The following is a 22,650-nucleotide window of genomic DNA, read 5'->3' as shown; positions in this document are numbered from 1 at the left end:
TGACATCGACTGCTCGACTGAACGATGCGCGGCGCAAGTCAGTCAAGAAGACCACCACTCACTGCCCACTAATCTCACAGACTAGGTTGGCGCCATCGTCATTTGATGGCGCGTGTCTTATCCTTTCCCTAGCAAGAAAACAAAGAGTCGTTTTCGCCTCAGTTATCTTCGTCAGGTCTGGGGTGTGGTAAAATAGACCGCAATGCGGAAGCTTTTGGTCACGGAAGGAAATGATCGGTTGATCTTCATCGTTGACCTCTTCGAGGCATTCAGCAATATCCATCAATATTACCGCGCCACTTTTGATCCGAATGCGTCGACGGATCAAAGCGAAGGCAACTTCAAAGTGCTCCTCCTCATCATTTCCCTGAGTCAGGAAGAACGAAACGTACGTTTCGGGAGGCGCACAATCTCTTAGATCGAATGCGATGGGCTGTATATCGCCAGCCTCGCCTAACCAAGCAGGTTTGATATATCTGGAAGCCGTGCCAGAGCTGATAGCCACTACGATCGCTTCGCTCATAGCATCCTCAGCACTCGTTCAAATCTGCCAAAATCTCTCGAGTGTTTTATCTTGGCGACACCCGAAATTTTGACGATCTTTGTGCCGCGGCCAACATAAGAATAGTGTATATCACCGCGACCAGTAATGAGTGCTGTCATGACGCTGTCGTCGCTGCACAGAAGCGCAACCGACACAAAGCCAGTATCAGCGTCAATCGTAATTTCATGCGCTCGCCTAAACAAAACTGGGATCAAGTAAAAATAATTGCGAGCTGCGGCCTCAGAGACTGGAAGGGCACTTGCGACTTCAGCCTTATGTTCAATGTAGTCACGGATTGCCGATATCAACCTACTGACGAGATCGCTGTACTCAGAGAACGCGCTTTCATTTGGCTCCAAATGATCGAGGAATTGACTTTGAAAAGAAAAATCAATGTCTAATCCATCAACAAGCGCGCACCACGAAGCAGCGTCAATCCGGCGGCTGTTGTTAACGTAAGCGTAGCGGCTACGCTCACCGTAGAAATACGATGATTTTGTTTCGCGAGACAGTAACTCCAGTCTCTCGGAAACTAGGTCGTAATGTTTTTTGATCTTTGCTTGATCTTTAGTTCTGTACAGATTGCTCAACTTCATCGTCAATCTCAAGAATGGCCCGAGCGAGTAGTTCCGCTCTCCGTCGCGGCATGGCGATCGAGGATATCACTCGTCCAGAAGTGTCGTCGGTATCAGCGTCGAGGAAATCGATGACCAGAATGCTATCGTCGATACGCTGGATCCCAAATCCGAAAGGGAAAAGCGTAGCATCCTTTTTCGCAGGCCGATTACTTGGTTCGTCGTCACTCATTATCTACTCCCGGTGATCCACCGAATATGCCAACTCTATACGATACAAGTTGCGTTCTAAGTCAATTCAAGACGTATCAAATTTATCATCAGCGCCTTACGAATAGGTTTCCATACAAGGTCCGACTCGAATTGATCATCCCGCCACGCGCCCTGTGCAGTAAGACATGGGAAAGCACAACACTAATTTCCACCAGAAATCGAGGCGGCATCAGCCCTCGCCTCTATATCAAAAAGCCCCGCTGCGGCTTTGGGATCGCAGCGGGGCCGGCCCTATTCTCGATGTGTACGCAACAAGAGTCTGGCGGCTATGGAACGGCGAGGGCAGGAAAATGTTCCGTGATACCTCTTCATTATCATTTGGCAGGACGCTTGGAGCCGGGGTAGGAATGGTTGGCGCTTCGGTGGCTGACGATATTCTGTCCCTGTTGCCCGCATTCCTTGCAGCGGAATTTCTGCCCGATCGATGTGCCCTCAGGTGGCATCTTTGTCATGTCGATCTCGACACTGCGATTGCAGCTGGGGCAGTAGACATGAAGCGTCAGGTTCAATGCGACCATACCGCCCCAAGTCGCGTTTGTCGTCACCTCAGCATGTCGGCAATCTCAGCCGCAGCTAACCTTGCCTCTCCGTGCCGAGGGAGGCCACGGTAGACGCCCGGTTGATGCTCGGCACAATACCAAAGCGTGATGGCTCTGCTTTCCTCGAAGCCGTAGCAGCCCCACTTCTTGCAGCCGTCGTGGTCGCAATAGTGTTCGACGATTACCGGATCTGTGCGGGTGATTCTGGTTTCGTCGCTCATCGGTGTTCCTCGATCAAGACGTTAGCACTGAGCAGGCAAGGAAAGCAGGCCTCGCAGCCGTCCGTGCCGCGGCGATCACAGCCGATGGCCAGGATCCGACGTAGCTCGACGAATTCGGTCGCAGCGCCGAACTTCTTGATCAGGGCTTTTCGGTCATAGACGCCGTGGCGATCGCATCTGCGGCAGGACATGTCGATCGTGTCGGCACGAAAGTCCTTGAGGCGAGGCAGGTTCATGACGATATTTGCCTGATCTGCCAGCCTTGTGGCGGGCGAGAAGCCATGAACTTCTCGGCCCGCTGGTCAAGCCTCTGGAGCGCGAGACGCTGCGCTTCTGCAAACGTCGATGCGCTGACGGTAACCACCCATCGGCCAGACTGAAATCGATAGCTGTTCTTCGTGGTTGCAGCCTTGCAGCCAGCGAGAAAGGCTAGCCTTGCGTTCTCGCGAGCGCGCTTCGTCGGGATCTTCTCGGGTTGCGCCTCCCACCAATCATCGAAGGCTTGGATGAGTTTCATGTCTTGCATGTTCCTTAAATGTTCTCATTTTCAATTAGAGTCAATGCCGCGATGAAAGGACGAAATTCATGAGCGATGGCTATCGGGGGACAGGCGTCTGGATACGCATCCAGCATCGCTTCGGCCCTCGCATGATGGAGTGGTTCTACTCCATCCATATGATTGTCTTCGGGGGCGTGCTGTTGCTGCCGTCGCAGACGTTCAACCAACCCGCCTTCATGTCGTTTCGCGACTTGGTGCCTTCCGAGGACGCGTTGGGATGGACGATGCTGATCGTGGGGTGCTTTCGTATCATCGGCCTGGTGGTCAATGGTGCTCGGAAGCAGGTGACACCGCAGATCCGACAAATTTCTGCAGCTGTCGGATGCCTCATCTGGACAGGCATAACTTATGGCTTCGCATCCTCTGACGTCGTCAGCACATGGATTGCCATCTACCCGTTCTTTGCAATCGGAGAGCTGGTGAACATCAATCGCGCTGCTCGTGATCAAGGGGAAGCACGCAATGGCACAACAACTGTCTGAGCTACCGCCGCTGGCGGTCATCGCCTTTGGCGTAACTCTCGCCATCATTTTCGTTGTGCGTTATGCCGGTATCTCTGCTGGCGCAAACTCATCGCCTCAGAAAAGCGCGTCGACGGCCGAAGTCGCGGCTGTGATCGTTGACCCGACCGCCCTCAATAATGCGACGGCTGCCGTGAAGGAGCTTGCCGCCGAATTGAAGGCGGATCGAGAGCAGAAGGATGATCACGTCCATATGCTGTGTCGGCGTCTGGAGACACTTGCTGGCGAGATGCAAGGGCTCACGCGCTCGATCGGCTCGCTCGTCCTGGAGATGGCTAGGAAGCGATGATTTCGGCGATTGCAAAGGTTTGAAAATAAGGAAAGCCCCGCTGGTCACGGGGCCTCGGGAAGTGAGACGACGCCTCGCTAATACTACTTTCGGACTAACGATCCGCGTACTTCTCTTTGAAGAATCTGCTCTGGTTTTGCGTCCTTCAAGAGATGATCTACATCGTGGCCAATAGTAGCAACGAGGAAGCTTCGGAAGCGTCTCAGCTGGATTTTCGCTGCGACATATCTGAGACCTTTGCCGTTAGGGTCTCCTTGAGGCCTTGTATTGTTGCCCTCTCGATGTGGAGATACGTGGCAGGCAAGGCGTTAGTCATTGGCCACGGTCGATTGTTTTTATAGTGGGCGAATGTGTTGGCTTTTTTCCGTTTCCCTCGAGCAAAGAACTCGCGGTACCTTCTGGGCGTAATTCCAAAGAAGGGTGTGAATTCGACGTGAGGGAATTTTCCGTAAGCTCCTCGCGACATGCCTTCGATTTTAACCGCGTCTGAGTGTAAGTCCGATGTTAGGCTCTTTGGATAAGGCTCGAGGAAAACAACCTTTGCCAATCCGCTAGCCACTATGTGTTTTGCGCACATGTGGCAAGGGAACGTCGTGCAGTAAAGCGTTCCATCCTGCACGCTTATTCCAAGCCTTGCGGCGTCGGTTAGAGCACACATCTCGGCATGGACGATGCGCCCATATTCTAGCGCATCCATAAATTGGGACTTTTGCAGAAGTTTGAGCTGTTCTTCCGTGAGCCGAGATTGGCTGCCAGTTAAAATTTGAACAACCTCATCAAGAAGCTCATCCTTGCGAGTGTCGTTGCTATCCTGGTCAAGCTTATATTCGCGAGCGTCGTACACTTCATCAGCCCAATACGTACCGCCACCAGCCTTCGGAACCTCGTTAGCGCCCAGCGCCGCTATTTCCCCAGTTTTACGGAAGATAGCAGCTCCGACCTGGCGCGATAGGTCGAGGCTCCTAAGAGCTGCAGAATGCGCGAGATACATTCCGTATTCTTGACGGTTAGGTGAATATCCGTTGTGGCCGAAGAGTAAGTCAACGAAACGCCTCACCTGATCAGCCACATTATTATGGTCCTCCGCTCGATCGTCGTTGATCACCACATCAGCGAATTGGAATATTTTGCCAACTTTCTGGCCGTTTGGTTCGTTGAATTCGTCTTCGTCCCTAGCGACGAGCGCTTCTGCCTTTTCTCGGAAAAAATTGGCGTCTCTTTTCTTGTTATCGTGTGCCATCTGCTTGGCAAGATTGTCTACGCGGACGTCGCGGGCAGAATAAACTGAGAGTTGCAAGAACGAGGAGCCGTAGACTTCTCGCAATTGTTCAAGCTCTTGTTCGGTCTTAAGTTGATCGACAACAAAGACATTGCCTCGATCTTTCTCATCGTCTGGACGACGCGCGACGATCTCGGAAATCGCGAATGAGGTGAGCGTGCGTGCGCCGAGATGATCTCGAAGATGATTTCCAAATGTAATGTAGCTGTCGATCCGGCTATAACGCGAACTGTTGTCCAAAGCCTCATAGCCTACAGTCGAAGCGATTTCCTCGAATAAGCTCGAAATTTTCACATGGTAAAAATTGTACCCTTTAGATTTAAGCTCTTCCTCTAGCGCGTTGAGTGTGCTTTTGAGGCTTGTCCCTACGGGCGAAACGATGCCAATCACGACTTCAGGAAAAGTTCTCGAGCTTGTAGGGAACGTATCGGTGGTCATTGGGTTATCTTTTTGTTAAGCGTGGGACGTGACACTGAGACTCACACTTACACTCAAATCCGGGGATGACAATGCAACCTGTTGTGGAAAAAAAGGACGTAGATGTTCAGGAGCTATCGATGCTCGAACGTCTCGAGTCCTTGGCCGAAAAGAGTGAGACCGCCTACAACGACGCTATGCGAGATTTTAGGGATCAGTTCACGCTCGACTCGACCCACTACGAGTTTGATTGCGAGTGAGTTGCGTAAAAGATTTTAGGAAAAAGGGCTCCACAGGGGCCCTTTTTTTTGTTCCATAGAACGCGTTTTACCAGTTTCGTGCACGAACCCTCGAGCAATACATCCTGGCCATACGCGCAGCCCACGTCAAATGCCGCACAAAACAGAATCAAAATAGAAGCTTGATGAACCGCTCGCGTGGACGAAGCGAGAACATGCACTGCGTCTGTTCGGGACTTTTTCGGGACTTTATGCGCCGGAACTGGTGATTTGAGCGCTTTTTGTTCCGTATTTGCCGAAACCGGCAAAGTAGGTAAATCCAATAATATCAAACGATATCAGGGGGATAATTGGTCGGAATGGCGGGATTCGAACCCACGACCCCTTGACCCCCAGTCAAGTGCGCTACCGGGCTGCGCTACATTCCGACCTGCTTCGAGAGCAAGACTTCCATACTGGCATGACATTCCTGGCGCAAGCGAAAAATCCCGGTCTTGATGCTGGTTGCACATGATCCGACGAAAAAGTCCTGCCGCACGCGCAAGGTAGGGCAGGACTAGATTAATTTTGGAAAAAGCATCCCAATCAGATGATTGGGCAACCGCGCCGATTTGCGAAGGTGATGCGATCCGGACCGCTTCGCGTCATGCCTTCAACGGTCACGCTACGGGATGTCACGCGAACCACCTCGGGGCGACGAAGCCCTTCGTCACGTGCCGCGGCACGTGCCTCGCCGGGGCTGCAGCCGCGGTCCCGGTCCCGGTCGCGATCGCCGTAACGATCCCGGTCGCGGTCGCGTATAACCGGGCGTACCCCATCCGGTCCGATGCGAAGCTCCATATCCTGCGCCGCGGCCGGCATGGCAAAGACCGAGCACGTGGCCACAGACAGGGCCGCCGCAAGTCCGAATTTTGAAACCATCTTGAACATCTCTTCTCCTCCGCGCGTAAGCCGTGACGTCGCGCATAAATTATAAATCCACGGAGAAGTAACCCGCTGATGGATCAAAAAGTTCCGCCGCGGTGAGAGTTTGCCTTTAAGTATAGTGAAATAATCAAACGCAGGACAGGAAGCACTCAATTAATGAGTGCTTCGCTATGTTTTGCCTGGTGTTATCTGAAACGAGGAGCCCGGCTGGCGTTCATCAGCAGTTCCTGCTGGGTGGCGAAAGGCCCGAGAAGCTTCAGAAGTCTTGCTTCCTCTTCGGTATCGAGGCGGTAGCGGCGCGAAAAATCGGCGACGCTCCATACTTTCCTCAAACCTTTTTCCTCGATGTCAGCAGTGCTGAGATGCGATGTAATGTGAACCCCTCTTCGTGTTCAGCGACTTTGCCAAAGGTAATGTGAGATAAAGGATGCGCTTATGTAGTTAAGTTTATATACGCAATTTTACTTTTATTGTCCTTCAACTTTCACGCCATTCTCCCCGATGCTGATTGAAACGCCTTCAGGCTTTGTTTCTTCGCGGTATAGATAGAAGCTAAGGCCAGCGACAACGACGATCAGTGCGCCGATGATGAGATAAAGGTTGTTGCTGCGTGTCATGCATGTCCCCGATGTAGATTTCGGCGGAGAAACGCGTTTCAACTCAAATGGTTCCAGAAAATTTATGGAATCTAGTCGTCATTGGTCGAATTCAGATTCTGGGGTCTGATGCCTTCTTCTACTGGCTGGTGATGCAGGCGGACGCCAGGACCGGATGCATCCTGCTGACCGGCGGAAACAAAGATGATGCCGCGGGATTCAAGCACCTGCTTCAGTTTTCTTGAAAGCTCCGGCTCGGCATTACCTGTTGAAGCCTCGGCATCACGAATGCTGTTGCCGGAGACGCCGGCCGCCTCGGCAAGCTCTTCGATCGAAAGCCCGATCATGGCGCGGGCTGCGCGCAATTGCGATGTGGTAATCATGCTTATGAATTGGAATGACTCCGGCTGAAGTCAAGCGCCTGCGGCACCTGCCGTAGCATCTATGGCGCGTTGCCGCCGCATATGTTTATGCTCGAGCGCGTAGCAGCCCCACAGGAGGCCGAGAAGCAGATAGAAGTGTCGCCAGTGGTCGGTGTCGATGACGTTGCCGATGAGCGAATGGCCAAGGATCATGACCCAGCAGATCATCAGATAGGGCTGCCATGGTCGCTCCCGCAGGAGATAACGGAAACCCATCCAGATCGTGGACCAGATCATGATCTGGTAGGTCACCGCACCCAGCCAGCCGTAGGTCGTGAGTGATTTAAGCCAGATATTATGCTCGTCCTCGCCATAGATCTTGCCGAATGCCATTGGGCCCAGCCCGAAGGGCCGCTCCATAGCCATCAGGAAGCCGATCCGGTGCCGTTCGAAACGGCCGAACCTTGCTCCGTCGTATGACTGCACCAGCTTGGCACGGTTGGTGAAAAGGTCTGAGATCTGGGGAATCTGAAGCGCGATGACCAGGGCAAGAATGAGCGCCAGCGCTGCAATGGCTGAGATCATCAGGATCTTCAGCCGGAATGCGGTTGTCCGCTCTTTCAAAAGCATTGCGACGACAAGCGCAATGCCGCTGAAAAGCAGCAGCCCCCAGGCTGCGCGGGAAAACGAAAGGAATACGCCGATAACCAATACCAGTATGCCGGCGATCAGAAACGGCGCTTCCATGAGGCGACCTGTCAGCAGCCGGTAGAGCATGTAGAGGATCGGGGCGATGAGATAAGGCCCGAACACGTTCGGATCCTGAAACGCACCCATGGCGCGATCGTAGCGGGTAAAAACATGGGCGCCCGGAAAGGCGTTGAAATAGCCGAGGATACCGAGAAGCGCCGTTATGATCGCCGCAACCACCCAGACCCGAAAGATCAGTTCGAATCTGCCCGGATCATCCTCGATGATCGCGGCGTAGAAGACCGAACTTAACGCAAGAAAAATCGAGACGGCGATATACATCGGCGCGCCGCTCATATCCTTCATGACGGTAATGGAGAACATGCCGCCAATATTGAAGACCATAAGCAGCGCAAGCAGAAGGCAGACAGTGCGCGAAATGCGCAGGCCAAGCAGGAACCAGATGGCGATCTGAATCACCATGACGAGTTCGTATGGGGCAGGTTCCGAGATGACAAAACCCGACAGGAATACACCGAACGCCAGCAGGCAGGCCCCGAGAAGCCGGGCAATCTGTGCTGCGGAAAGGCGCTGGGCCCGGGTTTCGAAATTCGCCGTGCTCAATACGCGTTGTCCGTGTTGAACAGGCTGATCGGGGTCAGAAACAGGATTTTGAGATCGAAAAGCAATGACCAGTTCTCGATATAGTCCAGGTCATGCTGGGTACGGGCACGGATTTTTTCATCCGAATCGAGTTCGCCGCGCAGGCCCTTGACCTGTGCCCATCCCGTGACGCCGGGCTTGACCCTGTGACGGGCGAAATAGCTTTCGATGACATCGACATATTTGCGTTCGCCCGTCTGGGCGTGAACGGCGTGAGGGCGCGGGCCGACCAGAGAAAGTTCGCCCTTCAGCACGTTGAAGAGCTGCGGTAGTTCATCGATCGATGATTTGCGCAGGAAGCGTCCCACGGGGGTAACGCGCGGGTCACCCTTGGTGACCGCTTTGACCGCCGTCTGGTCGCTCATGTTCGTATACATGGAACGGAATTTGAGGACCTTGATGGTTTCGTTGTTAAAACCGTGCCGGTTTTGCCGAAACAATATCGGTCCTTCGGACGTCGTTTTGACCGCGATCGCGGCAGCCAGCATGATCGGCCACAGAAGTATGATAGCAATGAGTGTGAAAACGATGTCGAAGGAACGTTTTGCAACGGAATCCCAGTCGCGGATCGGTTTGTCGAAAATGTCGAACATCGGCACCGAGCCGACATGCGAGTAGGAGCGGGGCCGGAAACGCAGGCGGTTCGCATGAGCCGCGAGCCGGATGTCGACGGGAAGCACCCAGAGTTTGCGAAGGAGCTGCAGGATTCGCGCCTCTGCGCTTGCCGGCAAGGCGATGATCAGCATGTCGATGCGTGCGAGGCGCGCGAATTCGATCAGTTCGGCGAATGTGCCAAGTTTGGGGTAACCGGCCACGACGCTCGGAGAACGGTCGCTGCCGCGGTCATCGAAGATGCCGCAGATGCGAATGTCGTTGTCCGGCTGCTGTTCCAATGCGCGGATGAACTGCTTCGCAGGCTCGCCGCCGCCGACGATGACGGCACGGCGCTCCATCACGCCGTTGCGCGCCCAGTGGCGGATCGCATAGGCGGTCAGAAGGCGTTCGCCGAGCAGGAAGGCGCAGCCGCAGAGGAACCAGATCGTTGCAGCGCCGACGGGGTAAAGCACACCCTCAGCGATCGAGACGCCGAGATAGGTCAAAATGAAGCCCATCGCCCAGGCGGCGAGTACCCGTCTGGCATTCCGTCGCGCTGCGCGGATAGAGGGGATGAGATAAGTATCGGCAAGCTGCAGGAACAGCACCGTCAACGCTGCGCCAACGGCAGTTACAACGAAACGAGTGAGGAAATGACTGTCAGCGGGAACCGGCTGAAAATAGCATGCAAGCAGACCTATCGCGAGAAGCGATACGAATTCGAACAGGCGAAACTGTCCGATCAGCATAGTCGGTGAATAATTGTTGTCGCGAAACTGGTCGGCTATCTGTTTGGCGAACGGATTGAGCTCGACGGGCGTTGCCGGTCCATTATGTGATCCGCCCTCCGCGACGCTACGGCGCAATGCCTCGAGGTCCAGGTCCGGCCGATTGCCCAAGTCGCTCATGAAACGGTCCCTCGTCTCCCGGTTGTCAACGGAGAGATCATGAGAAATCGCTTATCAGGAAGATGCTAAGGAAGCCTTTAGGCTGGCTTTCGATTGCCGGTCTGCAGGGCATCCCGATAGAGGCCGAGCATGTCGCGCGCCATCACCTGTGCGGAGAATACTGATTTGAAGGCGGAGGGTTTCGGCATGGTGCGGATACGCCAATCAGGCTGTGTAGCGGCGGCTGTCATGATGCTGGAGAGGTCCTGAGCGTCGCCCGGAATGGCAAGCGCCTCGCTGCTTTCACCCAGCACTTCCGGTATGCCGCCAACCCTGGATGCAATAACGGGTTTGCCTGCAGCGAGTGCTTCGAGCACGATATAGGGCATCGCCTCCGCACGGGACGGAACCACGATTGTTCTGGCCAGCGCAAAAGCCTTGCGAGCAGGCATGGCGGGCAGCATCTGCATGCGTCGATCGAGCCCGAGCTCCGAGATCATGGCCCGGTATTTGTCTTCATCGGGACCGTCGCCGATCATCATTGCGGTCAAAGGCCGGCCGATGCGGCGTTCGGTGCGCAGGAAGGCGTCGATAAACACGTCCGGCCCCTTCATGTCGCGCATCATGCCGATGAAGAGAAAGTCCGTAGCCTGCGGCTCCAGCGAGACGGGCGCGAATTCGGCTTCGTTTATACCGTTATAAATGACCTGCGAATGTGGTCTTGGTGTTCCCACCTTGGCCTCGTAGGTCCGCCTTTCGTAATCGCAGACGAAGGCTATGGCATCGCAAAAATTCTCCTGGAGGCGCTCAAGCCTGAGGATAATCTGCCCGGTCGGTGATGACCGGGTAAAATGCAGGCTGCCGCCATGCGGAGAATAGACGCGGGCTACGCGATACCTGTTTACCCGCAACACTGAGCCGATCATCCGGGCCACTGCGCCACCCTTGGCGCCATGTCCATGCAAGATGTCCGGCTGCAAACTTTTTATATGCTGATAGCTCTTGGCAAGAGCGATCATGTCCGAAGGCGAAATGGCTCGCCGCATCGGCAGGCGCGTCAGTCCCAGGGCGAGTTTCGGCCTGATGGTCTCGAACAGCGCGTCCTCGTAGGCGCCGCCCGTAGAACTGTCGCAGAGAATGCCGATCTGATGACCAGCGGCGCTGTGCTCTTCCACCAGATCGCGCACATGCCGAAAGATCCCGCCTATCGGATTGCGGAAGCAATGCAGGATGCGCAAGGGGGGAAGGGGTCGCATCTTGGGTCAGAACAGGCGCTCGCGGACATAGATCGTGTCGCCGGCAAGGATCGGGGCGGTGATTGCCGTGCGGCCGGTCGCCACCTGTCCATTGACCTTGCGTGTCACGTCGACGTCCCGCTCGTTGCCGCGCGGGGTGAACCCGCCGGCAATGGCGATCGCATTTTGCGCCGTCATGCCCGGCACGTAGGAATACTGGCCCGGCCGTCCGACTTCACCCATGACGAAAACGGGGCGATAGCGATCGATTTCGATGCTGACGTCGGGATCTCGCAGATAGCCCTGCTTCAGACGGCCCGCGATAGAGCCTTCGAGCGCCGGCAGGGTCTGGCCGCGGGCCGCGACCTGTCCGACCAGCGGGAATGCGATGTAGCCGGCCTGATCGACCGTGTAGGTGTTTGTCAGCCCCGGCTGTTCGAACACGGTGACGCGCAGACGGTCGCCGCTATCCAGCCGATAGGGCTGCAATGCAGCTGCCTCAAAGCCCTTTGCTGGCGGCGGGCTGGAGGCACAGCCACTCAGCAGTGCGGCTGTGACGGCCAAGGCCGCTGCCAGCACCTTACGGGTCTGCACTTGTCTGCGTCGGGCAACGACCATGTCCCACTCAGGCTCCGGCTGTTCGCATCATTTTGTTCGTTATGGATCTGTTAGGGTTAATGGCGGGTAAAGGTGGAGCTTAATATAAGCAACTTCGCAAGTGTGGGGTCGTTAACCGCAGCGTTACCATGGTCCTTTACCATTCGCTGAATTGAGACGCTGGAGTGTGTGATGTCGGGTGCCAACGGCAATTACCAGGACGTGGATATCGATCTGGGCCGCGTGATCGCCGCGGTATGGGCGCGCAAAGGGCGGATCATTGCTGTTACTGCCTTTGCGGCCGTCGCCACTCTTGTTGTTACCAGCATGATGACGCCGAGCTACAAAGCCGAGACCCGACTTCTGATCGAATCCCGCTCCCCGAACCTTACGGGCGGGGCGGGCGCAGCTGCCGGTAACGATCCGGTTTTGGACAGTCTCAACATCACCAGCCAGGCGCAGTTGCTGCAATCGACCGATCTGATCCGCCGCGTTGCCCGCGATTTGAACCTTGCTCAGTACAAGGAATTCGATCCGGCGGCGCGATCGCTTCTGCCTGATCTTCTGGTTATGGTGGGGCTGAAGCCGGACCCCATGGCGCTCGATCCCGAAGATCGGGTCGTGGAAAAATTCCGCGAGAGGCTGGAAGTCTACGCGGTTGAGAATTCCCGCGTCATCGGCGTCGAATTCTCCTCGCACGATCCGATCCTTGCCTCGACCATTCCGAACAAGATGGCAGAGGTCTATCTTCAGCTCCAGAGTGGCGCCAAGCTCGATACGCATTCGGAAACGGCCAAGTGGCTCGAGCCGGAGATCGCCAATCTGACGCAGAAGGTCAGGGAGGCCGAAAGCAAGGTTGCTGAATATCGATCCAGAAATGGCCTGTTTCGGACGAATGAAACCAACAGCTTCTCCAGTCAGCAATTGAACGATATCTCGACCGAACTCACCCGTGTGCGTGGAGAGCGGGCCAATGCCGAGGCGAGAGTGGAAAATGTTCGCACCGCGCTGGGTGCGGGACGCGCACCCGACACAATCGCGGATGTTGCAGGATCGCAGGTCATCCAGCGGCTCAAGGAAGCTGAGACAAATCTTCAGGCGCAGATTTCGGATCAGGCGACATCGCTTCTCGACGGCCATCCCCGGATCAAGGGCCTGCGGGCACAGCTGGCGCAAATCCGACAGCAGATTGCCAGCGAAACCCGTAAGGTTCTGGCGAGTCTCGACAGCGAGGCCGAGGTTTCTCGCCTGCGCGAGCAGCAGTTGATGGCGCAGCTCGATACGTTGAAGGCAGATTCCGCTCGCGCCGGAGAGGAAGAGGTGGGGCTTCGCGCGCTGGAGCGCGAGGCCGCCGCCCAGCGGCAATTACTTGAGACCTATCTTGCTCGTTATCGTGAGGCGACTTCCCGGCTTGATGGCAATGCTTCGCCAGCCGACGCCCGCGTCGTCTCGAAAGCAGTTGAGCCATCCGAGCCCTATTTCCCCAAGGTTATCCCGATCGTCACCGTCGTGACGCTCGCTGCACTGATCGTCAGCTGCCTGATCGTGATGATTTCCGAACTGTTCAGTGGTCGGGCACTCCGGCCGATCAATCGCGAGGTCTCGTTGGAGCCTGCGTCGGTTCAGGAACGGGAGAAGATTGCAGAAGCGCCGTTGCCGGCCGCTGCGCCAGCCGCCGCCATCGTCTCGCGCGAAACGCGGGTCGAAACCACGGCGCTGCCGGAACAGAAAGCCGTGATTGAACGGAAGGAGGAGGTTCGCACCGCCGTCCTGCCTCCCGCACCGGCTGCCGCTCCACCGGCAAAAGCGATCAATGTAGCCAGCCCGCAATCTGTCGGATCCGACGAGACTGAAGTCGCTCCCGTCGTCGATACCGGCTTCACGATCGGCTCCGTTGCCCATTACCTACAGCGTCACGCTGTCCCTGTTGCTGTCGCCGTATCTCCGAATGGTGATGGTGGCTCAACGGCCAGCGTCATGCTGGCGCGCGCAGTGGCTGAAGCCGGCCGAAACGTGATCCTTATCGATCTGACCGGATCGGCCTGCCCGACGCGTCTGATGGCCGAGCATGACCGGCTACCGGGGATCACTGATCTTCTCTGCGGAGAAACCGCCTTCGGCGAGGCCATCCATCCCGATCGCCTCTCAGAGGCCCATATCGTGCCGCAGGGCATCTCCGATCCTGTTCGTGCGATGCGTGCCGCAGATCGCCTGACGATGATCATCGATGCGCTTTCCGACGCCTATGACCTTGTGTTGATCGAATGTGGTCCTGCCGATACAGGCAGCCTGAAGCGTCTTGTGCGCGCCGATGGAACGGAGATCATTCTTTCTGTTCCGGGCTTTACCGAAGATGCCATTGCCGAGCTTGTCGTCACCTATGCCGATGCCGGTTTCCGCAACCTGCTCGTCATGGCTCAGCCGGACGACAGCCAGTCGCCGTCATCACGCCGCCGCAGCGCCGCTTGAAACTCTGTCAATCCTGACCGTCGCGGCGGGAACGCCAGCGCTGGGCCAGCGCATAGAGCCTGTGGTTCCGTTTGATCGCAGTCTTTATGCCGGTCTGCGCCAGATACAAGCCAGCAAGCACAGAGCCCTTGGTGCTGATTGGCAGCAGCATATCGTGCAGCAGGGTTTCCTGATTGCACCAGCTGTGCTTGTAAGGTTGGTCGCCGATGCCGAAATCGAAAAGCGTCGCCCCGTCTTCGATGCAGCGTTCTATCGCCAGCCAGAAAAGCAGCTCCCCCGGGCTTGCCTCGGCTCCGATGCTGTCGTCGATGGAGCTGAACTGGCAAAGCACGTGACCGCCCTTTCGCGAAAGGCCGGTCACGGCCGCGATATGGCCGTCATGTTGTCCCTTCAGGCGTATCGCATGCATGGATAGCGGCTTGTGATTGCCTTGCGCCGGTGTATCGAGCAGCCGGTGCAGGAAATCACGTGTCGGGGCAGGGGCAAACACATCCGGTAGGCCGAAAGCTTTCAGCCGTTCGCCTTTCTGGGAAAAGAACCGCTCAAGAAGCGTGTGCTGTTCGTCCGGCGTAGTGGCCACGACATAATCGAAGCCGCCGATCGCTTCCAGCCGGCGTACCTGAACGCGATACTTCTTGCGCCGTGTCTTGGCGTTGATCTGCGCAAGCGTTGCCTCCATCGTGTCGAGAAGCGACAATTGAAACGAATGGTTCTGGTTTTCGATCGAGGCCAGATCACCGAGAGGATGCTTGATGCCCATCCAGTGCAGTGGCACTTCATCGATCACCAGAAGATCGGCAACACCACGCAGGCATCTTGTAATATCGGCCCTGAACCGTCGCAGCACATTCGCATCCGGAGAGGTAAGCGCCTCGTCGAAAAGCCCCGTGTTGAGATTGTTGAACCGCCCGCCCGGTAGCCGCGCGATGCGCCCGAACCTGCCTTGGGCGATCTCCAGCGGCAGCAGGAACAGGATGCGGGAGCCGACCGAGCCAGTGACGGCCAAAAGCGCACTCTGATGCGCCGAAGTCCAGGCACGGCACCAGTCGATGCCCTGATTGAGTGAATTCCATTCGCGGTTTTCGAGGCGCCGCCATTCGTTTTCGATGAAAGAGATGTCGCGTACTAGGGTGATGTCGAGTTCATCGAAATGCGCCACCGGCTTCTCCGCCGTCCCGGAGAGAGCCACTGGAGTATGCGTCTCGTTATGATTTGCCCTTGCGGTCATCCATCACCCATATGATCGCTGCTATATTGGGCGGTGAGCAAGAAGAATGGGTTTATGTCCCTGACAGGCCGCTCGGAAGCGTCGGGTCTGGTTAACCTGCGGTATACGTCTATCGCTTCGGTCTCGGACCGGCCATCCACTTGATGATCAGCATCGCAGGCAGAATCCATAGCAGGCCGGACAGAAGAAAATAAAGGAAATGCACCCACCACGGGGAAGTGGCGAGTGTCAGCGTTGCAATCGTCGTTGCCGCAAGCGCATAGGTAATCACCAGGATGATGATCAGGATGGTACCGACAAAATTTCTCCAACGCGGCACCTACGCCCCTCCCGTTCTTGTGCATGCCGCGACCGGATGCCGCAAAGCCTTGGGGCTTGTTTTGCACGGGTCCATGGGGCAAAGCAACGTGGAAACCGGAGACGATCTGCCGCTGTGGCGCGTTGTCTCACGGCGTCCCATGAAAACGGGCCGATGAGCACCCCCGATTGCGGCCCGAATGAAGCCATGAATGGCAGGAGTCGTCACCATGTCGGCAACGGACACGATCATCATCGAAGCGACGCGCGAAACCGGACGGCTGGACCGGAACCGCAAGGCGGTCCGCATCTGGCTGGGTCTCGTCATCTTCACGCTTTTCTGTCTCGTCCTGGTCGGCGGCGCCACGCGGCTCACCGACAGCGGCCTGTCGATTACCGAATGGAAGCCGATCCACGGCGTCATCCCGCCGCTCAATGCTGCCGAGTGGCAGGAAGAGTTCGAACTCTACCAGCGCATTCCGCAATATCAGCTGCTCAACAGCCATATGACGGTCGATGAATTCAAGTCGATCTTCTGGTGGGAATGGGCACACCGCTTCCTCGCCCGGTCCATCGGTCTCATCTTCGCTCTTCCGCTTGCCTTTTTCTGGCTGACCGGCCGTATCGAAAGGCGGGTGCGCCTGCCGCTGCTCGGCACGCTGGCGCTTGGCGGCTTTCAGGGTTTCATCGGCTGGTGGATGGTCTCGTCCGGCCTCACCAAGCTGGTCAGCGTCTCGCAATACCGTCTTGCCACCCATCTCGTGATCGCCTGTCTGATCTTTTCCGCCTGTGTCTGGATCATGCGGGGGCTAGCGCCCCATGCGAAGGACCGCGCGCCGACGGACCGGTCGAAATGGGCTACCGGCGCGATCGCCTTCCTTGTGCTCTTCCAGATCTATCTCGGCGCACTCGTCGCCGGTCTCGATGCCGGCCTGAGCTACAATACCTGGCCGCTGATGGATGGCGCCGTCATTCCCGGCGACCTGTTCACCCAGAACCCTTGGTGGATCAATCTCTTCGAGAACCCCAAGACGGTGCAGTTTGTGCATCGTTGCGGCGCCTACGTTCTCCTCGCAGCCGTCTTCCTGCACATGATCATTTCGCTGTCGAAGGCCCCGGCGACGACCCATGCCCGTCGTGCCGTGTTGTTGTTCATCCTTGTCCTCATTCAGGCGGTAATCGGCATCTCGACACTCATCTTTCAAGTCCCGCTCGACATGGCGCTTGCACATCAGGGCATGGCGCTGATCGTCCTCGGCTTCGCCGTCGCGCATTTCCGCGCCTTCTTCGGCGAGTATCAGCGGGAAGCAGCGATCGAAGTCAGAGGCTAAAGGCGCGCTCGTCGAGCAGTCTGTTTGCGACGTTCAGGAAGGCAAGGCGCTCCATCGCATTGCCGTCTCCCGAAATCCTGTCGCCACCCTCCAGAGACCAGCAGATCGAAAGACCAGCATGCGCGATGGCGTAACGCAGGATTTTCTCCCGCTCGCAGCCGATGGCCGGCGCGAACAGGTCGACCAGTCGGGTGATCCGCTGCGGGTCGATGATATCCGCAAAAGCGCCGTCCGGATTGCCGAAGACATTGGCGACATCATAGGCCGGATCACCGAGAAGCCCCTGAGGGTCGATGGCAAGCCAGCCTCGCTCCGATCCGCTGACAATATTCTCGTGATGCAGGTCACCATGCAACGGGCGGATGTCGCTCTGCGACGAGAGCAGGTCATCGGCAATCGATGCACTATAGGCAAGAGCTGCCGAAAGATCGGGTTTATCTTCCCTGGAGGTCCGCTCGAACAAGGGCTGGAAATGCGACCGCAGCGGAATGAGGCTGTCAGGCGGCGCGTCGACTGATGCCGAATGCAGCTCTCCCAGAACCGACAGAATGATGTTGTTGGCGGCATCCTCGCCATGCTGAAGCCTGTAATCCTTCAGCATCAGCGTTCCGGCGTCTTCAAGCAGGCAGGCCGTGTTCCGGCGATCCAGAACCAGCACGCTGCCGCACCTCTTACGCTAGTCGAGAAAGTCGATGCCGGAGAGTTCGTGCAGTCCTTCGGGTTTCAGTTGCTTGGTGATCGCCCGAGAGCCATCGCGTCGAAGAACGCGATGGACGAGGCTCGTGCGCGTATCCGCAATCAGTTCAGAAAACCGGATGCCCCATCGCTCCACAAGATCTGCGGGGAGGGATGGGGCCGCAATTGTCATCAGGCGGACAGCATCAGATCCATGTTCTGCACGGCTGCACCCGACGCGCCCTTGCCGAGATTGTCGAGCAGGGCGACGAGGTTCACATGCGCGCCGCCCGGAGTGCCGAACACGAAGAGCTTCATGCGATCGGTATTGGCCAGTTCTTCCGCATCGACGCGGCCGAGCTTGGTACTTTCCGCAAGCGGCACGACGGTGACGATATCCTGGCCGGCATAATGTGCAACGAGCGCCGCATGGATGCTTTCGATCGTCGTGCCGTCCTTAAGATCGTCGAGGAAAAACGGCACCTGCACGATCATGCCCTGCGCGAAGCGGCCGACCGAAGGCGAAAACAGCGGTGCGCGGTCGAGCAGGCCGTGGGTCTTCATTTCCGGTACATGCTTGTGCTTGAGCGGCAGGCCGTAGACGAAATTGTTGGCAGAAATCGCATCCTCGCGGGACTGGTCTTCCATCTGTGCAATCATCTGCTTGCCGCCGCCGGTGTAACCGGAGACCGCATTGACGGAGACTGGATAGCCGTCCGGCAGGATGCCGGCAGCGCGCAAGGGGCGGATGAGGCCGATCGCGCCGGTCGGATAGCAGCCGGGGTTGGCGACATGCCGGGCGGCCTTGATCTTGTCTGCCTGAGCTTTGTCCATCTCGGCAAAACCATAGGCCCAGTCAGGCGCGATCCGGTAGGCGGTCGACGTGTCGATGATCCGAACGCTGTTGTTGCCGGACAGCATGCCGACGGCTTCCTTCGAAGCATCGTCCGGCAGGCAGAGGATGGCGATATCGGCGCTGTTGAGCAGATCTTCGCGCATCGCGGCGTTGCGCCGCTCGGATTCCGGGATGGACAGAAGCTCGACGTCGCGGCGGCCGGCCATGCGGGTGCGGATCTGCAGTCCCGTTGTGCCGTGTTCGCCATCGATGAAGATCTTCGGTGTCATTGCCTTTATCCTGTTAAATCAGTGCCCTGGAGAAGGAGCCGGAATCACTTTACCAGCCCGTTGAATCAGTTTGTTAAAGCCGGGACAGACGCTCGGCCCTGAGCCCGAGCATATACATTGCAACGGTTGCCCCGGCAATGGCGGTAATATCGGCATGGTCATAGGCCGGCGCCACCTCCACCACGTCTGCACCGCGGATATCGAGGCTGCCGAGTTTGCGCAAAACCGACAGGATTTTCGCGCTGGACGGCCCCCCGGCGACCGGGGTTCCGGTGCCGGGCGCACAGGCCGGGTCGAGGCAATCGATATCGAAGGTGAGGTAGACAGGCCGGTTGCCGACATGGGCGAGGATAGCATCGGCGATCTGTTGTGCGCCCATGTCCTCGACATCGTAGCCATGCAGGATGCGGATGCCGAAATCCTCCGGCGCATGAGTGCGGATGCCGATCTGGATCGAGTGCGCTGCATCGATCACGCCCTCGCGCACCGCACGCGCGACAAACGAGCCATGGTCGATCCGCTCGCCATCGTCATCCCACGTATCCTGATGCGCATCAAAGTGAACGAGGGCGAGGGGCCCATGCTTTTCGGCATGGGCCTTCAAAAGAGGCCAGGTGATAAAATGATCGCCACCCAGCGACAACAGAAAGGCACCGGAAGTGATGATCTCTGATGCCGTCTCTTCGATCAGTCCCGGCGTCTTCTGGTGATTGCCATAGTCGAGCAGGACATCACCGTAATCGACCACGGCCATGGCTTCGAACAGGTCGCGTGCGAAGGGATATTGCGGATCATTGTCGAAGATCGCCGATGCGCGACGGATCGCCTGCGGCCCGAAACGGGCGCCGGGCCTGTTGGAGACGGCGGCATCGAAGGGAATGCCGAGCACTACCGCGTCGGCACCCTCTACATCCTTGGAATAAGGCCGCCGCATGAAGGAAAGTGCGCCCGCATAGGTCGGGTCGGTCGCAGCGCCCCGAAAAGCTTTCGCCGTGAAGGCGTTGTCGATCGATTTGCTTGCCATCCCTATCCTATCTCTCGAAACCGTATGCCCGTTCCACCCGTGCGATCCGCACCTGGTAATCCTCGTACCAGCGCTCCCTGCCCAGTTTCTGGGCCGCGGCATGCGAGACCACGGCCTTCCATGCCCTGATACTGTCTTCGTCCTTCCAATAGGAATTGGTTATTCCGAAACCGTCAATGCCACGCGCACTCTCTACGCCGAGAAAGCCCGGCTGCTGGCTGGCAAGCTCGACCATGGCATCGGCCATATTGCCATATCCATTGTCGCCTTCGGTGCGACAGGACGAGAAGGCGACGACATAATAGGGCGGCGCGGGAAGTTGGGCAAAAGAAGTGGCCGGCAGGCTGGACATGTATCGCTCTTTCATCGTTTCGTAATCCGTCACGTTGGCGATCGGGGCGTGATAAGCAAATCTCAAATCTTGATGGATCGGAAGCGGCAAACCGCCGCCTTGCTCGCCTCGATTTCTGTATCGGAGCGAGACCTTTTCATCGGTTTCCGGCGTGTCTGATGGTTAAAATGTAGTGAAGCTTAAAATCGGAAATATTTCATTCAGGCACATTTAAAGCCTCCCGCTTATTCGGACATCATATCATGATTTCGGGTTGGGTGTTGATAATGTTAGCGTTTTTGAATGTAGCCTTGACCGGTGTGCGCAGATTGGGTGGCGATCGTAGCGGCAACTTTGCAATCGCCACTGCGGTCATGTTGCCGGTCCTGATTGTGGCCGGTGGCGGTGCTGTTGATGCATCTTCCGCCTACTTCGAGCGAAGCAGGATCCAGGGGCAACTCGATGCAGCCGTTCTGGCCGCGGCCGGTCAGAGCGACAGTGCCAAGCGCCAGTCCACTGCTGCAGGTTTCATGCCTGCATCGGCCGGCACGGGCGAAAACCCTCTTGTCGTCACCAATAACAGCGATGGCAGTGTAACCGGCACCTATACCTACACGATGCCGAATTCCTTTCTCGGCATTGTCGGCATCGACAATTTCAAGCTGGTTGTCACCGCGACGGCCATGGCAACCAGCAAATCTGGAGGGGAGACCGTTAATGACGGGGCGGCATGTATTCACGTGCTTGCCAACACGTCTCAGGCCGTGCTGATCAATTCCGGTGCGAACGTGAAATCGGAGAACTGTGGAGTGGATGTTCTTTCCACCTCCAACCCGGCCTTCATCATGAATGCCGGAGCCAAGATCGAGACGCCGCGCTTCTGCGTCAAGGGCACGAACTACATCAAGAATGGCGGCACGCTCACCAACTTGAAGACCGGTTGTGCTGCCGCCGCCGACCCTTACGCCGGCAGGTTTGCGGAGCCGACGCTACCATCGAAATGTGAGACGTCCGGCGTGCCGAACGGCTCGACCTTCACCCTGAAGCCCGGCATGCATTGTGACGTGACCTTTAACGGCAGCCCGAAGATCACCTTCCTGCCCGGCCTTCACATCATCAAGGGCCGGATGATCATCAATTCCGGTGCGACGGTGAATGCAGAGGGCGTGACCTTCTATTTCCCCGACGTCAACAGCGAGATTCGCGCCAATGGCGGCCTGACCTTCAATGCATCGGCTCCCACCTCGGGGCCTTATGGCGGGGTGCTGATGTACGAGGCAACCAGCAGCGCCTCCAACAATTCGAACAAGCAGCAGTATATTTTCAACGGATCGGTGAGCGAGACTTTGAGCGGCATCATCTATCTGCCGAACCGCAACGTCACTTATAATTCGAAGACGAACCAGACGAGCCGCATCAACATGGTCGTCAACACGATGATCATGAACTCGTCCAACTGGAATATCGAGCCTTATGAAGGCGGCTCGTCCTCCAGTCAGCCGGGTTCAAGTTCGGGTTCGAGCGCCGTGCGGTTGATCAACTGACCACGTCATCTCGTGCCTGTTATTCTGGCCGTCGCCTTCCGAAAGGAGGGCGGCGGCTTTTTTTGGATCTCGCTTGCGGCGCTGTCTAACGCCCAAAGAAAAAGGCGGAGCCGAAGCCCCGCCTTTCGATAAGCATAAATCCCGAAGCGATTAGCGCTTGGAGAACTGGAACGAACGGCGAGCCTTGGCCTTACCGTACTTCTTACGTTCAACAACACGGCTGTCGCGGGTCAGGAAGCCACCCTTCTTCAGGACCGAGCGCAGGCCCGGTTCGAAGTAGGTGAGGGCCTTGGACAGGCCGTGACGAACGGCGCCGGCCTGACCGGAAAGACCACCACCGGCAACGGTCGCGATGATGTCGAACTGACCGCTGCGGGCAGCCGAAACCAGCGGCTGCTGCAGGATCATCTGCAGAACCGGACGTGCGAAATAGGCGGTGAAATCCTTGCCGTTGACAATGATCTTGCCGGAGCCAGCCTTGACCCAAACGCGGGCGACGGCGTTCTTGCGCTTGCCGGTTGCGTAGGAGCGGCCCTGCGCATCGACCTTGCGGACGTGAACCGGTGCTGCCTGGCCTTCAGCCGGAGCGAGGTCCTTCAAAGAGGAAAGATCAGCCATT

Annotated in this window: 29 protein-coding genes and 1 tRNA gene; 5 read left to right on the top strand and 25 right to left on the bottom strand. The window is 57.1% G+C overall.

The window, feature by feature from the left end; all coding sequences use genetic code 11:
- Positions 1 to 58: 58 nt before the first annotated feature.
- The 7 genes from JZX87_RS13825 to JZX87_RS13795 form a co-directional block, all read right to left on the bottom strand.
- Positions 59 to 523 (bottom strand): hypothetical protein, encoded by a 465-nt coding sequence (locus JZX87_RS13825; RefSeq protein WP_206826221.1) that lies wholly within the window; start codon positions 521 to 523, stop codon positions 59 to 61.
- Positions 520 to 1,140 (bottom strand): hypothetical protein, encoded by a 621-nt coding sequence (locus JZX87_RS13820; protein WP_206826219.1) that lies wholly within the window; start codon positions 1,138 to 1,140, stop codon positions 520 to 522. The genes JZX87_RS13825 and JZX87_RS13820 overlap by 4 nt, the downstream gene beginning before the upstream one ends.
- On the bottom strand, positions 1,112 to 1,351 hold the full coding sequence (locus JZX87_RS13815) for a hypothetical protein (protein ID WP_206826217.1): 240 nt from the start codon (positions 1,349 to 1,351) through the stop codon (positions 1,112 to 1,114). Before JZX87_RS13815 ends, JZX87_RS13820 begins: the two co-directional genes overlap by 29 nt.
- A gap of 355 nt (positions 1,352 to 1,706) precedes the next feature.
- Entirely contained in the window at positions 1,707 to 1,844 is a 138-nt protein-coding gene (locus JZX87_RS13810; protein ID WP_206826216.1) for a hypothetical protein, read from the bottom strand.
- Positions 1,845 to 1,933: 89 nt separating this feature from the next.
- Positions 1,934 to 2,152 carry an EsV-1-7 cysteine-rich motif-containing protein gene (locus JZX87_RS13805; protein WP_206826584.1) on the bottom strand — a complete coding sequence of 73 codons (219 nt, stop codon included), beginning with the start codon at positions 2,150 to 2,152 and terminating at the stop codon, positions 1,934 to 1,936.
- Positions 2,149 to 2,388 carry a hypothetical protein gene (locus JZX87_RS13800; protein WP_206826214.1) on the bottom strand — a complete coding sequence of 80 codons (240 nt, stop codon included), beginning with the start codon at positions 2,386 to 2,388 and terminating at the stop codon, positions 2,149 to 2,151. The genes JZX87_RS13805 and JZX87_RS13800 overlap by 4 nt, the downstream gene beginning before the upstream one ends.
- Positions 2,385 to 2,669 (bottom strand): hypothetical protein, encoded by a 285-nt coding sequence (locus JZX87_RS13795; RefSeq protein WP_206826213.1) that lies wholly within the window; start codon positions 2,667 to 2,669, stop codon positions 2,385 to 2,387. Before JZX87_RS13795 ends, JZX87_RS13800 begins: the two co-directional genes overlap by 4 nt.
- Before the next feature lie 68 nt (positions 2,670 to 2,737).
- On the opposite strand from JZX87_RS13795, the gene JZX87_RS13790 reads away from it, so the two are divergent.
- Together JZX87_RS13790 and JZX87_RS13785 are read left to right on the top strand one after the other, a co-directional pair.
- Complete coding sequence (locus JZX87_RS13790) at positions 2,738 to 3,193, top strand: hypothetical protein (protein ID WP_206826212.1); 456 nt, start codon at positions 2,738 to 2,740, stop codon at positions 3,191 to 3,193.
- Complete coding sequence (locus JZX87_RS13785) at positions 3,174 to 3,521, top strand: hypothetical protein (RefSeq protein ID WP_206826211.1); 348 nt, start codon at positions 3,174 to 3,176, stop codon at positions 3,519 to 3,521. Before JZX87_RS13790 ends, JZX87_RS13785 begins: the two co-directional genes overlap by 20 nt.
- Positions 3,522 to 3,723: 202 nt before the next feature.
- On the opposite strand, the gene JZX87_RS13780 is transcribed toward JZX87_RS13785, so the two are convergent.
- The 10 genes from JZX87_RS13780 to JZX87_RS13735 all read right to left on the bottom strand — a co-directional run bounded on the left by JZX87_RS13780 (position 3,724) and on the right by JZX87_RS13735 (position 12,028).
- Positions 3,724 to 5,238: an anti-phage dCTP deaminase gene (locus tag JZX87_RS13780; protein WP_206826210.1), complete on the bottom strand. Its 1,515-nt coding sequence runs from the start codon at positions 5,236 to 5,238 to the stop codon at positions 3,724 to 3,726.
- A gap of 569 nt (positions 5,239 to 5,807) precedes the next feature.
- Positions 5,808 to 5,884: transfer RNA gene (locus tag JZX87_RS13775), tRNA-Pro, on the bottom strand.
- Between the two features lie 157 nt (positions 5,885 to 6,041).
- Positions 6,042 to 6,386, bottom strand: coding sequence for a hypothetical protein (locus JZX87_RS13770; RefSeq protein ID WP_183827115.1), 345 nt, complete (start codon positions 6,384 to 6,386; stop codon positions 6,042 to 6,044).
- Between the two features lie 182 nt (positions 6,387 to 6,568).
- A complete protein-coding gene (locus tag JZX87_RS13765) occupies positions 6,569 to 6,757 on the bottom strand; it encodes a hypothetical protein (RefSeq protein WP_112457211.1) in 189 nt (62 codons plus the stop codon).
- Between the two features lie 93 nt (positions 6,758 to 6,850).
- Complete coding sequence (locus JZX87_RS13760) at positions 6,851 to 7,000, bottom strand: hypothetical protein (RefSeq protein WP_183685025.1); 150 nt, start codon at positions 6,998 to 7,000, stop codon at positions 6,851 to 6,853.
- A gap of 71 nt (positions 7,001 to 7,071) precedes the next feature.
- Positions 7,072 to 7,362, bottom strand: a complete 291-nt coding sequence (locus tag JZX87_RS13755) for a helix-turn-helix domain-containing protein (RefSeq protein WP_206826209.1) — start codon at positions 7,360 to 7,362, stop codon at positions 7,072 to 7,074.
- 30 nt (positions 7,363 to 7,392) lie between these two features.
- Entirely contained in the window at positions 7,393 to 8,655 is a 1,263-nt protein-coding gene (locus JZX87_RS13750) for an O-antigen ligase family protein (protein WP_206826208.1), read from the bottom strand.
- Positions 8,652 to 10,196: an undecaprenyl-phosphate glucose phosphotransferase gene (locus JZX87_RS13745; RefSeq protein ID WP_206826206.1), complete on the bottom strand. Its 1,545-nt coding sequence runs from the start codon at positions 10,194 to 10,196 to the stop codon at positions 8,652 to 8,654. The genes JZX87_RS13750 and JZX87_RS13745 overlap by 4 nt, the downstream gene beginning before the upstream one ends.
- A 77-nt stretch (positions 10,197 to 10,273) precedes the next feature.
- Entirely contained in the window at positions 10,274 to 11,431 is a 1,158-nt protein-coding gene (locus JZX87_RS13740) for a glycosyltransferase family 4 protein (protein ID WP_206826205.1), read from the bottom strand.
- A gap of 6 nt (positions 11,432 to 11,437) precedes the next feature.
- Complete coding sequence (locus JZX87_RS13735; protein WP_148145317.1) at positions 11,438 to 12,028, bottom strand: polysaccharide biosynthesis/export family protein; 591 nt, start codon at positions 12,026 to 12,028, stop codon at positions 11,438 to 11,440.
- Between the two features lie 171 nt (positions 12,029 to 12,199).
- Between JZX87_RS13735 and JZX87_RS13730 the strand changes: the two genes are divergently transcribed.
- On the top strand, positions 12,200 to 14,476 hold the full coding sequence (locus tag JZX87_RS13730; RefSeq protein WP_206826203.1) for a GumC family protein: 2,277 nt from the start codon (positions 12,200 to 12,202) through the stop codon (positions 14,474 to 14,476).
- 7 nt (positions 14,477 to 14,483) lie between these two features.
- Here the strand turns inward: JZX87_RS13730 and JZX87_RS31780 are convergent, their stop codons facing one another.
- Complete coding sequence (locus JZX87_RS31780) at positions 14,484 to 15,635, bottom strand: GNAT family N-acetyltransferase (RefSeq protein WP_353654194.1); 1,152 nt, start codon at positions 15,633 to 15,635, stop codon at positions 14,484 to 14,486.
- Positions 15,636 to 15,813: 178 nt separating this feature from the next.
- Positions 15,814 to 16,023, bottom strand: a complete 210-nt coding sequence (locus JZX87_RS13720) for a DUF2842 domain-containing protein (protein ID WP_206826200.1) — start codon at positions 16,021 to 16,023, stop codon at positions 15,814 to 15,816.
- A 208-nt stretch (positions 16,024 to 16,231) separates the two neighbouring features.
- Between JZX87_RS13720 and JZX87_RS13715 the strand changes: the two genes are divergently transcribed.
- Positions 16,232 to 17,332, top strand: coding sequence for a COX15/CtaA family protein (locus JZX87_RS13715; RefSeq protein ID WP_206826558.1), 1,101 nt, complete (start codon positions 16,232 to 16,234; stop codon positions 17,330 to 17,332).
- On the opposite strand, the gene JZX87_RS13710 is transcribed toward JZX87_RS13715, so the two are convergent.
- The 5 genes from JZX87_RS13710 to JZX87_RS13690 form a co-directional block, all read right to left on the bottom strand.
- Positions 17,322 to 17,990 carry an aminoglycoside phosphotransferase family protein gene (locus JZX87_RS13710; protein WP_206826199.1) on the bottom strand — a complete coding sequence of 223 codons (669 nt, stop codon included), beginning with the start codon at positions 17,988 to 17,990 and terminating at the stop codon, positions 17,322 to 17,324. The genes JZX87_RS13715 and JZX87_RS13710 overlap by 11 nt on opposite strands.
- Positions 17,991 to 18,008: 18 nt before the next feature.
- A complete protein-coding gene (locus JZX87_RS13705; protein WP_206826194.1) occupies positions 18,009 to 18,200 on the bottom strand; it encodes a hypothetical protein in 192 nt (63 codons plus the stop codon).
- On the bottom strand, positions 18,200 to 19,132 hold the full coding sequence (gene argC / locus JZX87_RS13700) for an N-acetyl-gamma-glutamyl-phosphate reductase (RefSeq protein ID WP_206826192.1): 933 nt from the start codon (positions 19,130 to 19,132) through the stop codon (positions 18,200 to 18,202). The genes JZX87_RS13705 and argC overlap by 1 nt, the downstream gene beginning before the upstream one ends.
- Before the next feature lie 73 nt (positions 19,133 to 19,205).
- The gene (gene speB / locus JZX87_RS13695; protein ID WP_206826190.1) at positions 19,206 to 20,156 is read right to left on the bottom strand and encodes an agmatinase; all 951 of its coding nucleotides are present in this window, start codon (positions 20,154 to 20,156) and stop codon (positions 19,206 to 19,208) included.
- Positions 20,157 to 20,163: 7 nt separating this feature from the next.
- Entirely contained in the window at positions 20,164 to 20,508 is a 345-nt protein-coding gene (locus JZX87_RS13690) for an antibiotic biosynthesis monooxygenase family protein (protein ID WP_148145310.1), read from the bottom strand.
- A gap of 266 nt (positions 20,509 to 20,774) precedes the next feature.
- Here JZX87_RS13690 and JZX87_RS13685 point away from each other — a divergent pair, with 266 nt between their 5' ends.
- Positions 20,775 to 22,031 carry a TadE/TadG family type IV pilus assembly protein gene (locus JZX87_RS13685; RefSeq protein ID WP_206826182.1) on the top strand — a complete coding sequence of 419 codons (1,257 nt, stop codon included), beginning with the start codon at positions 20,775 to 20,777 and terminating at the stop codon, positions 22,029 to 22,031.
- A gap of 150 nt (positions 22,032 to 22,181) precedes the next feature.
- Here JZX87_RS13685 and rpsI read toward each other — a convergent pair whose 3' ends face one another.
- Positions 22,182 to 22,649 (bottom strand): 30S ribosomal protein S9, encoded by a 468-nt coding sequence (gene rpsI, locus JZX87_RS13680; protein ID WP_148145308.1) that lies wholly within the window; start codon positions 22,647 to 22,649, stop codon positions 22,182 to 22,184.
- Between the last annotated feature and the right edge of the window lies 1 nt (position 22,650).

The organism is Agrobacterium sp. Ap1 (assembly GCF_017313375.1).
Taxonomy (GTDB): domain Bacteria; phylum Pseudomonadota; class Alphaproteobacteria; order Rhizobiales; family Rhizobiaceae; genus Neorhizobium; species Neorhizobium cellulosilyticum.
The sequence above is the reverse complement of the archived record's forward strand: the minus strand, read 5'-3'. Positions and strand labels throughout refer to the sequence as shown.